The sequence below is a fragment of the Sphingobacterium zeae genome (assembly GCF_030818895.1).
Taxonomy (GTDB): Bacteria; Bacteroidota; Bacteroidia; order Sphingobacteriales; family Sphingobacteriaceae; genus Sphingobacterium; species Sphingobacterium zeae.
In genome coordinates, this window is record NZ_JAUTBA010000001.1 from 4,409,536 (window position 1) to 4,421,585 (window position 12,050).

Here is a 12,050-nt window from a genome sequence, read left to right on the forward strand (position 1 = left end):
TTGATAATCCCAAAGACTCTCAACATGAAGGATCCTATTATTCAACTGTCAAGTTTGACAAAGAGCTATGGCAAAACGAAAGCAGTGGACGCTTTGGACCTAAAGATTTATCCGGGTGAAATCTTTGGACTTCTTGGGCCCAACGGAGCAGGTAAAACGACAAGTATCTTAATGATGCTCGGACTTACCGAGCCGAGCTCTGGCAAAGCCTACGTTTGCGGACATGATGCCACAAGAAATCCTATCGCTGTCAAAAGAAAGGTAGGCTACCTACCCGACAATGTGGGTTTTTATCCCGAAATGACCGCTTTGGAAAACTTAAGTTTTATTGCGGAACTCAATGGGCTACCAAGAGCTCAAGCGCGCATCAAGTCGCAAGAGATGCTCCAAACAGTGGGATTGGCAAACGAAATGCACAAAAAAACCGCAGCCTTTTCGCGCGGAATGAAACAGCGGCTCGGCCTGGCTGAAGTGCTCATCAAAGCACCCGCCGTTGCTATCCTCGACGAACCGACTCTGGGTATTGACCCCAAAGGTGTGGACGAATTTTTGGAACTGATCAAACAGCTCAGCAAAGAGCAGAACCTTACCGTACTGCTCTCCTCGCACCATCTACATCAAGTACAACGCGTCTGCGATCGAGTAGGTATCTTTGTCGGCGGTAAACTGCTGGTCGAAGGTTCCATCGACAGCCTAGCCAACAACCTCCAGCAACAAGAAGGCGTCAGTACAGTTATCATGCTCGAAAATAGTGGCGACAGTAAACGTTTTGAGACGGCGCTCCAAGAACTCCCCGGGCTTCGGACTCTTTCTTTAGAAGGCGACAGTATTAAGCTGAAATCAGAAAAAGACAACACCGCCGATGCCGTCCGCATCCTGGTACAGCATGGCGCTGCAATTGTCTCCGTACAGCGCAATGATTATGCGCTTGACCAAATCTATCATACGTATTTCGAAAATAGTAAATTATAAAAATGATGAATGTATTGATCAATAAGGAGGTTGCCACACATATCCGCAGCTGGCGCTTTATCGTGCTGATCCTGCTGATTGTACTGACATTTGGCGCATCCCTGTATGTTTCATCTTCAGGACTTAAAGAAGCTGTCGGTAATATGAAAGATCCCGACCAGTCATTCCTTTACCTCAAGCTGCTTACAACGACGGATAACTCGATCCCTCCATTCCATGTATTTCTGAATTTTTTGGCTCCCTTATTGGGTATAGCCCTGGGCTTTGACGCCATTAACTCCGAGTATAACAGTGGAACTTTAACACGACTTGTGGCACAGCCCATCTACCGCGACAGCCTTTTAATTTCCAAGTTTTTTGCTCCGCTGATTGTTGTGAGCACCTTGTTTACCGCACTCGTCTTGCTCATGATCGGGGGAGGATTAATCGGCACAGGTGTGCGGATAGAACCACAGGAACTCCTGCGCATCTTAGGATTCACCCTGATCAGCATACTATATGTTGCCTTTTGGCTCAGTCTGTCGATATTGCTTTCCATTCGTTTTAGGCAGCCAGCAACTTCAGCGTTGACAGCCATCGGCATCTGGCTGTTTTTTACGGTATTTTTTCCGATTTTGGTCAACTTGGCCATACGCCCATTTTTACCCAATCCCAATTACATTTCAGAGCAGGAATACCTGAGTTACAACGAACTCATCCTTAACCTGCTCCGCCTATCGCCCAGCCAGCTTTACACCGATGCCACTACGACCTTATTGATGCCATCGGTACGCAGCCTCGGCCCCATTGCCATGGAACAGATGGTTGGCGCCATTCCGGCACCACTTTCCTTTCGCGAAAGTTTCCTGATGGTATGGCCGCAGATCAGTGGGCTTACAGCAGCCATGATGATCTGCTTTGCTTGGTCCTATTTCATCTTTATGCGAAGAGAAATTCGGAACTAGGAAAGTTAATAATCGATTAAATATGTTTAAAAGCAGGATCTAGGCAGGTCAAATCGTCGTGCAATAGATTACAAAAATTAAAGGTTGCCTGGAGGAGCTCCAGCAACCTTTATGCATTTAAGCTGCTCCCCTGCGCAGAGGATCCGCCATAAATAATGATCTGCTATAGACTGTTCGAATTTATGTATCGCTTGTGCTTTTTAATGCCCATGCTACCAGCACCGGCTGAAAAAATAAGCGTGCCAGGCGTTTACCGTCCGTATCCAAACCAAATCCATCACGGCGATCGGTATATTGCGCAATATTTCCAGGAAATACAGCCGTAAAAAAAGCAGCAGCAATTTTTCCAACCTTCGACCGCTGTTTAGCAGGCGCCAGTATGAGTGCTGCCCCCAGGGCAATTTCAGCGTAACCAGAATATACAACGGTGTCGTCTTTGGAGATCGGCACCCAATCTGGCACTTGAGCCCGAAATTCTTTACGAGAAAATGTCAGGTGTCCAATTCCCGCCACAACTAAAAATGCACCTAAACCATACCGTGCAATTTTCTGCATTTGCGATTTATCCTTCATCTTTTAAATTTTTATAGAGTACAGCTATCTTAATGGAATTGTTTTTCCATGCTGAAAAAAGAAGTATTCAGTCGAAGAAAAAAGCGGACTATCCGTTATAAGGAAATCCGCTTTAATAGATAGACATAGGGAAATCTGCCACATTGGGCAGCGTCTCCTATAGACCGAATCGATGTCAAGCAATAAACACTTCCCGTTACTCAATCGTTTTCAAAGAAATAAATTAAATGCAGTCGGCACCTCTTTAAAACCAAAAACAGCCTATCTGTATAGGAATACAAATCGATCATCATCTTAACACCTAAACTCTTACCGCTAATGGAAGGGTTTAAATAAGTTCATCGTAATTCCTATTGATGTCAATTCATTACTGGATCACACCACCCAGTGTTGGGTCTACCCCTACCCTAGCATTACTTAGGCCGTTTTTAAATGCATCTATCGCATCCTGTCCGTTGGTAAAGCGCCAGTCTGTTTCCTTGTTGATATTAAACCATACAAAACTTTTTATTTTTGGAAACTGCGTTTCCAGCTGGACAAACATATCGTTGATCCATGCGGCTTTATCACCGCCTGTCGATGAGCAGCCCATTTCAGCAATAAAAATAGGTTTGTTGGGGAAAGCAGTAGTTAGCTTGTTATAAAGTGGACCAAAAACCTGTGCAAAGGACTGCCAGGTAGACCAGCTCTGAGAGGTCCCAAAATTGTATCCGTCCATACCGATCAAATCCACATAGTCATCACCCGGATAGTAGGATTCTACCGATTGCGGATTTTTATTGCCATTGGCATTATTAGGTGCCCAGGCCCAACGTGCATTTGTACCGCCTGCCGCACGCACCTTATCGTGCACATAGCGAAAGGCTTTGATATAAGTAGCTACGGGTACCACTTGATCATTCTGCATGCTCCAGGGATACCAGTCCCCATTAAATTCGTGCGCAAATCGCAGTACGACCGGCTTACCAAATTTGGCCAATGCTTCCCCATAGCGTTTGATGTCGTTATCGTATTTTCCGGACATCAATTCATCGAGGCCCATCATGGGTTCCCAGGTTACGTGTGGTACATAGCCCGCTGCGGAAGCTTCCTGGCAAAATGCCGAAGGAAACTCGCGACTACCATCCGCAGTCCAGCCATTAAACATCATGGCCATACTCGGGTTCTTACCAAAGCCGTTGTAGAAAGACATCGGCGTCCCCGAATCATCAAAGAATCCCCAGTAAAGCAAGCTAGCATCAGCTTTTTGATTGACTTCGAGCGCAACAACACTCGATTTACCACCAAAAGTTAGAGCAAAAGATGCTGTCCCCGCCTGTGCCGGGACACCACTTATTTTATATAGCAATGAGCCATATCCTTTTTCCAAACGCCCCTGCTGCAAGGTCGCTGTCAAGCCCAAGACACCGGTTGAGGCGATGGACGCTCCATTTTCAAAGGCTGCTCCATTACCACCAGCATACGGAAGATACACCTCTGCCTCGTACGTAGTTCCTGCAACGGCAGCTTTTGACACTTGCATAAATGCCGCATCCAGCGATTGAATCTCAGCAGATCCGTTAATAATTTCGGCATTGTTTTTTGAGCAGCAGCACAAGTAAAAACAAAGTGTTAAGAGCAATAAATAAGATTTTTTAGCCATCATTATGATATCAGTTTTATGCGTTAATTTTTATTTTACAAATAGAATGTCATCAAAATAGATTGTTTCATCCTGCGGAACATTCCAGTTATTCAATCGCCATCCGAATTTTCGGAAGGTCGTTCCTTTACTCCACATCGGTTTAGCGGCACCTTTGCCGATTGGAATTTTATAATAGGTCCACTCTTTTGTGACGATAATCCCCACTCCGGCAAAATCATTTCCATAGCCATCCGGCATTCCGTCGCCCATTAAAGCCATTTGTATCCCTTCATTCCCAGCACCGGAAGTCGTTCCTTTCGCCCAGAACGTAATGTAGTTATAACCTTTATCTTCAAAACCAACCGTATTGACCAGTCCGCCGGGCGAGTAATTATTTGCTGCATATTTAATTGCCAACGAAGAGGTTCCCCGTTTAAAGACGCTGGTGGATATTGATTGACTAGATCCGTAATCGTCGCCATCTTTATTGGCTCCGATATTGGCACCATAAGTATCTGTAAACACCTGCAGGGCAAGATTTAAATTGACCAATTCAAATGCACTCTTTGTTGTTCCAAATGGTGTCACTAAATCGATCGTTGAGCGCGGGATGCCACCCATCTCAGGCACTTTCACCTGTAGACTATTTGCAGACTGTGCAAGGATAGGAATTGCCGTTTCGCTGTTGGAAAACTTCAAAGCGGTCACTTTGTCGAGATTCTGTCCAGCGATGGTGATGGTAGCGCCCGGCGTTACATTGATCTCCGATGTTGTATTTGCAGACGGAAACAGGCCTGCAATATTGATATCCACCACAGTAGTTGCTCGTTTTTGATCCAAGGTATAACGGCTTGGATTGGCAATCTGTACCGCTACAACCAAATGTTTACCAAAATTATCCGGGTCTGTAATAACACTGTTGTCCACTTCCAGATAAAAGGTTGCAGACCCATTCTCCGGCACATCCAGTCGATTGGGCAAGCGGTAGTTTTTGGTCGGAAGTGCCTTGTAATCCGCGCCAAGGGTCCCCTGCTTTAACAACTGCTCTACGGTATCTGTATTCGCTTTAACGTCAACGCTAAAAGCGCCTTTCGCTGTCCCGGATACGGATGCACCTAATAGGATCTTTGTTTTGTTGGATTGTTCATCGACGGTATAGTTCATTCCCGTTGGACTGATCCCATTGGATGATCCCGGGACGGGATAGATCGCGTTTGATCCCATGGAAAAATTAACGCTCTGTGGCATGTAAATGAGCGAATCGCCATATTCCTTTGCCGAATCATCCTTTTGACAGGCCGCCAGAGTCAAGGCCATAGCCCAGACACTGAATATCCTGTACATGTTGTTCTTATAATTGAGTAGATTCATCTGTTCACTCCTCTTTTTGTTTTTTCAACTAGTTAATAAACTCCCATAACCTTGCTTGCTTGCTTGCTTGCTTGCTTGCTTGCTTGCTTGCTTGCTTGCTTGCTTGCTTGCTTGCTTGCTTGCTTGCTTGCTTGCTTGCTTTTCTATTACCAGCCTGGATTTTGGACTAGTGTCCCGCCGCTGATATGGATTTCCGCTTGCGGAAAAGGATAGAAGTTCATCTTTGGCGCTATGAAAACCCTATTTTGAACTTGTCTCGTTTCGTATTGCAGCGTACCAGAAGTTGTTTTTGTTACGGTAACACCATAGATCGGTTTATTCAATACGGTGGCGGCATCGCCCCAACGGATCAAATCCCAATAGCGGTGATTTTCAAAGGCTAGCTCCACTTGACGTTCGTGTTTGATCGCTGTACGCAACTCCGCTTTGCCGCTGGCCTGCACCGCTGGCATATCGACCCCCGGACGGGCTCTTAACTTATTAATTGCCTCCCGGGCAGTAAGCCCCCAGCCATTGGCTTGATCGGGGCCATAAGCTTCATTCATTGCCTCCGCATAGATCAGCAGCAGATCGCCGTAGCGGAACAGTGGCCAGTTGTGCGGATTGGTTGCGTTATTGACCAGATTGACATTGTCATTAACAAATTTCTTCAGGTAATACCCCGTTCTACTCGCGTTGGCACGTCTCCTATCATCCGTTCCGCCGGCTGTCTGATCGATCGTACGGTTGTTCCACTCACTTCCATTCACCACGACCGTATAGCCGAGACGTGGATCCCGATTATCATAAGGCTTACTCGCTGAATAGTTGTCCAGCTTTTCGTAGGCCGACACCAGATTCTCGCTCGGTGTAACTCCACTCAATCCGCCGGGTGTGGCAATCGGATAATTTGCACGCTCGAGATCGTTGCTGGCCGTGTAGCGGATCGCCATAATGGTTTCGGCACTATTTAGCGTATTGTTGCCAAGAAAATAATTTCTATAATTGTTGTCGAGCGCATTTTTTCCACCTGCATCATCCATGCGATCGGCAAATTGCAATGCCTCCGCAGCAGCTTTTGCAGCACGTTGCCATTTGGCAATATCATTACCCGGATTATGCAGCGGACTGGCGGCATAGAGCAGCACACGCGCTTTCAGCATAAGCGCAGCACCCTGATTAAAGCGGCCATCCAGATTTGTAAATTGTGAGGTTTTCCAGTTTGGCTGCAGGTCTTTTACGTGGCTATCGACAGATGTCACGATATATTCGACGACCTCCTGAAACGAAGAAGCAGCAATAGCTGGCTTCTCATTCACGCTAAACGTTTTGGTCAATAAAGGCACGCCGCCATAGCGCTTGATCAGCTCAAAATAATAGTATGCCCGAAGCACGTGTGCTTCAGCTATTGACCAGCCCATGGAGGCTACATCGTTCAGGTACTTAGTACGCGATTCTTGCGTGATGGTATCGCGGTTGACAGCAAGTAAAGCTTTGTAGTCACCCCCTTTTTTGTCGATGTATTCCAAAAAATAATTTGCGGCATAGATGCCCGAATAATACATATTGTAACGATCGTCGGGATTATTAAACGCGCCCCAGTTGCCATTATTAAACAAGTAAACGTCTCCTATAGTATTGGTCTGCTGGGCTTCATCGGTAGCCGCAGCAAAGAGATTTCCGTCCAGCGCCGCAAATTCGTTTCGCTGGGACAGATAAGCATAGGGTGTATTGGCCAGCTGCATCAGACTTGCGTAGTTGCCATCGATATTATGCTCGGTGGGCTGCGTGTCGAGACGCGTATCCAAAAACGACTTCCCACAGCCCGAGAGACTAAGCACTGCTATCGCAATTGCTATTTTGGTGGTTATATGATCACGTAAATACATGGGATAAACAATTAAAAGGTAAATGAAATTCCTAGATTATAAGATTTCAGCGCCGGATAGCCCGCAGGTGTCTCCGGGTCCATTTGGTATTTCCGGTAGAATGAAGACCAGACAAATGGATTAACAGCGGTCAGGAACACCCTGAACTTCTGCATGTGCAATTTCTCCGATACAGCGGATGGTAAGGTATACCCGACCTGCAGCGACCTCAACTTGAGGAAGTCTCCATTTTTCATCCAAAAGGTTGAATTGGTATAGTTGTTCGCATTGCTCTGCGTCGTTAACCGCGGAAACGTTGCGCTGTTGCGGGTATCAATGCCTTCCGTTGGATAATAAGCCCAAGCATTTCCGGCAATGGGATAAATTGTCGTGTTTCCCACAAAAGGGACCACCTGATTGTAAGCGGCGCCCAATAAATTAATATCCATACCTGCTGCTCCTTGAAATAAAGCCGATAGATCAATGCCTTTGTACGCTAGGCCCAGGTTGAATGCATAATACCATTTAGGATAGGCCGGTTTGCCAATAGCTGTCACATCGCTTTGGTCGACAAAGCCATTCTGGTCCAGATCTTTGTATTTCAGATCCCCCGGTTGCACCGGACCAAAGCTTGGTTTGGCGAGTCCATCTTTCAGGCTGCCATCGGCGTTAAAATCCTCAAATTGGTAGAAGCCGTCCGCCACCAGCCCCATAGGTGTACCGATAGCACGCCCAGTTGTATTGGAGAAGGCATTTTTATTGGGTATCTCGGCCTGATAAACGATCTTGTTTTTCGCATAGGTCGCCATCATACCTAGGTTCAGCTGCAGCGCCCCGATCTGCTCCTGATAACTCAGCCCCAGTTCAATCCCTTCATTGTTCACCTTACCAATATTCTGAAGCGGCAACATATCTGCGCCGGTATAGCCCAGGTAGCCCGCTATGAGGTTGTTTCGTGTAATGATGCCCGATCTGCGATCGCTAAACCAAGTCGCCTGAAAATCAAGATTTTTAAGTAGCCGCATATCCAGTCCCAGTTCGTATTTCATGCTTTGCTCAGCGGTAATATCTGGCGTAGCCAGACGGCCTAATCCCAGTCCACCATTAAAAGACAGACTATTGTTGCCCGTTACACTGCCAGGGAGGAAACGATAATACTGCTGATAGAGGTATCTACCCTGCAGTGTCTGGTCGTTGCCGGTCTTTCCCGCGGCGATGCGCAGCTTGGCATAGTTGATCACCGGATTATCTTTGAGGAAATCCTCTTCCGATAGTACCCAGCTTAAAGATGCTGCAGGATACAATTTCCAGCGGTTTCCCGGTGCATAAGCATCCGATCCGCTGTATCCCCAGCCGAGTTCGGCGAAGTATTTCTCCTGATAAGCATAAGATGCCCTTCCAGAAATCTGCTGATAGTGGTAAGCAATTTTTGACGCATCCTCATTGGCATCGGGGATCATATCGCTTGCATAGTAATTGACCACGGCGTTAATATGATGTTTACCGAACTGCCTTTTATATCCAGCCGAAAGGTTGGACTGCCGCCAGGTCAACTGCCCATAAGGGGTGTTGGTTCCGAAAACTATCGGTGTATTCTGATCGGCGGTCGCCTGTTTACCTTCGTAATAACGGGCATAGGTAGCGGTTTTATTCTGGATCACACGCGACCAGGTGTTAAAAGAAACCGCCTGTTCAAGGTACAAGCCTTCTGTCAGGAAGCTCAGATCTTCGCGCAGGCTAAAGTTTCCCTGTAATGTACGGTCATGCGAAGCATACATACCCAAGGCATTCAGTTCCGCAACCGGATTATTTGGATAAAGTGCATTACCCGACCATTGTCCTGTCAGCGCATCGCGCACGGGATAGATATTATTGGGGTAAGTCGTCAGCCGCTTCCAAAAATTCTGCGCATTGTCGTACGTGTTGTTGCTAAAGGGCTGGCTATAACTTTCGATACGCCCGCCCAGATCAATCTTTCCAGTAAAGATTTTAAAGAACTTCAGGTCCACATTCGAGCGTAGATTATACCTTTTGAGGCCTGTATTGCGGCTTGCTTCAGCGCCACCCGGGATATTAAAGAGTCCCGTTTGATCCATATAATCCAGGTAGAGGTTATATTTAGCCACCTCCTTCATGCCGCCCTGCATATTGACATAGGTATTGGTGTAGCGGCCGTTATTTCGCAGCGACTCGTTGAGCCAGTCCACATTGGTACCGGATCCATCTTTGTACTGCTGTAGGGCTTGATCGCTGTAGACCGGAGACCATTGAAAGCGGTTGCCATTGAGCGCATAGGCATCGTTACTGATGGCCTGATTGTATAGATTGGCGTACTGATAAGCGTCGTAAGGCTTCCTGATCTTGACAGCCTGCTGAATGCCAGATATTACCTGCGCATCAATGCGAAACGTATCGGTATTGGCCCGTTTTGTCGTCACCCACAACACGCCATTGGCGCCTTTCATGCCAAATGTGGCTAGACTCACCGGATCTTTCAAGATGGTCACACTTGCGATCTCACCGGCGGCAAGGTATTGAAAATAGAACGATATATCCACCTGAAATCCATCCACGTAACAGACCAGGACAGCCTGATCGTACGTTGCTCTTCCCCGCATTAGGAGTGTTGCCTGATCGTATCCCGGCTGTCCATTGGTTTGGCCTACCATCAATCCATTCAGATGTCCATATAAGGTATTGGTTAAGTTTGCCACAGGTATCTTTTCCAGTTCCTGTCCACGTACTGTAGCATAATTTTTTACTTTTTGGCTGTCGGTAGAATCCGGAGCAATCCATTCGCCCGGTTGCTGCGCCATCAAGGATGTGCTTCCCGACCAAACGGCAAAAAGTAAGGCGGTAGCCTTTTTTATCATTGAATAGGTATTCATAGTTTAAAGTCTTCTAATAGGGTCAGTCTTATCAATTAATAGCCCGGATTCTGGATCAGATAACCTTTGTTTACCTCACCTTGTGGGAAAGGATTTAACAATTGCCTCGGATGCCAAAACCCATTATAACGTACCGCATTTCCAAAATTGGTATTTCCCGAAGGCAAAGCGTCACCACCGTTATTAAAAACCAGAAAACGGATCGGTCCACCGATGATACCCTTGTCGATCTGGCTATCCTTCCAATGTTTCAGGTCGTTAAACCGGTATTTTTCCTGGATAAACTCAATCGCCCATTCCCGTTGGATGATTTTGCGCAGTTTATCTTTATTGGTTTCAGTAACAGCCGGTAGTCCTGCACGCTGATGGATTACATTAAGGCGGCTGAGGGCTGCAACAGGTTGCCCCATTTCGTTATATGCTTCTGCCGAACTTAAATAATATGCCGCCAGACGGAAAATCGGAAAGTCGAACCATTCACGACGCCCTGCTTTATAGTAAAACTTGGTCGGCTGTCCGGCACCGAAATGGTTGACGTCCTTATAATGCTCGTTCATGTGCCAGATGGGATCGCCGGGGTTGTTGTCGGCCTGCATTTCCCAACCGTTGAAATCAGCGCGCATGCGTGGTTCCATCTCCTTAAACTTGGTAAGGTATTCCGAAAACGGAGCCGTCTGACCTACCCCTGGCCAGCTCTGCTCTGTGCCGTCTGCCTTGTAGTAGTTTTCCAGCATACTGCTCGACAACACGGCTCCATTGGCCTGATAATGAAAATTGACAACATTAAAAATATTGTATGGACCAGCACCACCAGACGATGGCACCTGTTGTTTGAACGCTAAGATTACTTCCCGGTTGCTTGGTGTGGAAGTAGCTGTACCGTAGTCAGCCAGCGGATTTCCCGTATTGATAATACGCAATCCCCCCGCCCCTTCGGCTTCTTTGATCAGGGCTTCACTGGCTTCGAGCGCAACATTCCAACGTTGTGGATCATTGTTCCCAAAACAGATCAGCGCATTGTTTGCCCCCAACTGTAGATAAGGTGTTGCATTATTGAATAATGGACGCGCCGCATAGAGCAAAGCTTTTGCTTTAATTGCCAATGCTGCCGACTTGGTCATCCTGCCCAGTGAATTATCTGCCCAGCGCGAAGGTAAGATGGCCGCAGACTGATCACACCAGCTTACAATACTGTCCAATACATTTTTTATCGGCGCGCGCTGGATGGCCAGTTCTTCCAGATTGTTTAAGGAAGTCAGTGGAAAACTTTTGGAGATTATCGGTACCCCACCATACATGATAAACATTTGCGTATAGCGGTAAGCGACCAGCGCCTGCATTTCGGCCTGTACGATTTTCTTATCCGAGTCGCTCATATCAGGCACCCGGCCGATATTTTCCTTGACGAGGTACGCTTTGCGGATCGCCTGAAAGTTGTCGGTGTAACCGTCGTTGCCGTAACCACCATTGGATCCCATGTCCTGGCTATTTGAATTGGGGGTAAAGCCACCGCCAAGAATAGATACCGCCGCCACACTGCCGGGGATCTGCACCCAAAAAGCCTGACTGCCCGCCAGCTGATCATCGGTGCTCGGTGAATAATAGCCGTTCCAGTTCAGACCCTGGCGCAAAGAGGCAAAATAGGCACCTGCAATGGCATTATAAGCGTTGGCGGACTGGTTAAAAATTGTATCCACCGTCGGATTACCCCCGGGAGGGACCTGCAAAAAATCTTTTTGGCAAGATATACTGCTTCCCAAGATCACCATGGACATGGAAGCAAACAAAGCCTTTTGCCAATAGCGTTGTATTATATCGATCATATCTGTAA

General features: G+C 47.0%; 8 protein-coding genes. 2 read left to right on the plus strand and 6 right to left on the minus strand.

Annotated elements, in window-relative coordinates; genetic code table 11:
• The first annotated feature begins 24 nt into the window (after nucleotides 1–24).
• Both QE382_RS18480 and QE382_RS18485 read left to right on the plus strand, forming a co-directional pair.
• Nucleotides 25–972 (plus strand): ABC transporter ATP-binding protein, encoded by a 948-nt coding sequence (locus QE382_RS18480; RefSeq protein WP_307187219.1) that lies wholly within the window; start codon nucleotides 25–27, stop codon nucleotides 970–972.
• Nucleotides 973–974: 2 nt separating this feature from the next.
• Complete coding sequence (locus tag QE382_RS18485) at nucleotides 975–1,916, plus strand: ABC transporter permease (protein ID WP_307187220.1); 942 nt, start codon at nucleotides 975–977, stop codon at nucleotides 1,914–1,916.
• A gap of 180 nt (nucleotides 1,917–2,096) precedes the next feature.
• On the opposite strand, the gene QE382_RS18490 is transcribed toward QE382_RS18485, so the two are convergent.
• From QE382_RS18490 to QE382_RS18515, 6 genes are all read right to left on the minus strand, one after another.
• Nucleotides 2,097–2,489 carry a DoxX family protein gene (locus tag QE382_RS18490; protein ID WP_293937567.1) on the minus strand — a complete coding sequence of 131 codons (393 nt, stop codon included), beginning with the start codon at nucleotides 2,487–2,489 and terminating at the stop codon, nucleotides 2,097–2,099.
• A 367-nt stretch (nucleotides 2,490–2,856) separates the two neighbouring features.
• Nucleotides 2,857–4,134, minus strand: a complete 1,278-nt coding sequence (locus QE382_RS18495) for a glycoside hydrolase family 26 protein (RefSeq protein ID WP_307187221.1) — start codon at nucleotides 4,132–4,134, stop codon at nucleotides 2,857–2,859.
• A 27-nt stretch (nucleotides 4,135–4,161) separates the two neighbouring features.
• Entirely contained in the window at nucleotides 4,162–5,484 is a 1,323-nt protein-coding gene (locus QE382_RS18500; RefSeq protein ID WP_307187222.1) for a DUF1735 domain-containing protein, read from the minus strand.
• Between the two features lie 146 nt (nucleotides 5,485–5,630).
• Nucleotides 5,631–7,352, minus strand: a complete 1,722-nt coding sequence (locus QE382_RS18505; protein WP_293937558.1) for a RagB/SusD family nutrient uptake outer membrane protein — start codon at nucleotides 7,350–7,352, stop codon at nucleotides 5,631–5,633.
• 11 nt (nucleotides 7,353–7,363) lie between these two features.
• Complete coding sequence (locus QE382_RS18510) at nucleotides 7,364–10,219, minus strand: SusC/RagA family TonB-linked outer membrane protein (RefSeq protein ID WP_307187223.1); 2,856 nt, start codon at nucleotides 10,217–10,219, stop codon at nucleotides 7,364–7,366.
• A gap of 35 nt (nucleotides 10,220–10,254) precedes the next feature.
• A complete protein-coding gene (locus tag QE382_RS18515; RefSeq protein ID WP_307187224.1) occupies nucleotides 10,255–12,042 on the minus strand; it encodes a RagB/SusD family nutrient uptake outer membrane protein in 1,788 nt (595 codons plus the stop codon).
• Nucleotides 12,043–12,050: the final 8 nt, after the last annotated feature.

Coding starts and splice junctions, on each gene's coding strand:
- QE382_RS18480 (WP_307187219.1), top strand. CDS start 25: ATGAAGGATCCTATTATTCAACTGTCAAGTTTGACAAAGAGCTATGGC.
- QE382_RS18485 (WP_307187220.1), top strand. CDS start 975: ATGATGAATGTATTGATCAATAAGGAGGTTGCCACACATATCCGCAGC.
- QE382_RS18490 (WP_293937567.1), bottom strand. CDS start 2,489: ATGAAGGATAAATCGCAAATGCAGAAAATTGCACGGTATGGTTTAGGT.
- QE382_RS18495 (WP_307187221.1), bottom strand. CDS start 4,134: ATGATGGCTAAAAAATCTTATTTATTGCTCTTAACACTTTGTTTTTAC.
- QE382_RS18500 (WP_307187222.1), bottom strand. CDS start 5,484: ATGAATCTACTCAATTATAAGAACAACATGTACAGGATATTCAGTGTC.
- QE382_RS18505 (WP_293937558.1), bottom strand. CDS start 7,352: ATGTATTTACGTGATCATATAACCACCAAAATAGCAATTGCGATAGCA.
- QE382_RS18510 (WP_307187223.1), bottom strand. CDS start 10,219: ATGAATACCTATTCAATGATAAAAAAGGCTACCGCCTTACTTTTTGCC.
- QE382_RS18515 (WP_307187224.1), bottom strand. CDS start 12,042: ATGATCGATATAATACAACGCTATTGGCAAAAGGCTTTGTTTGCTTCC.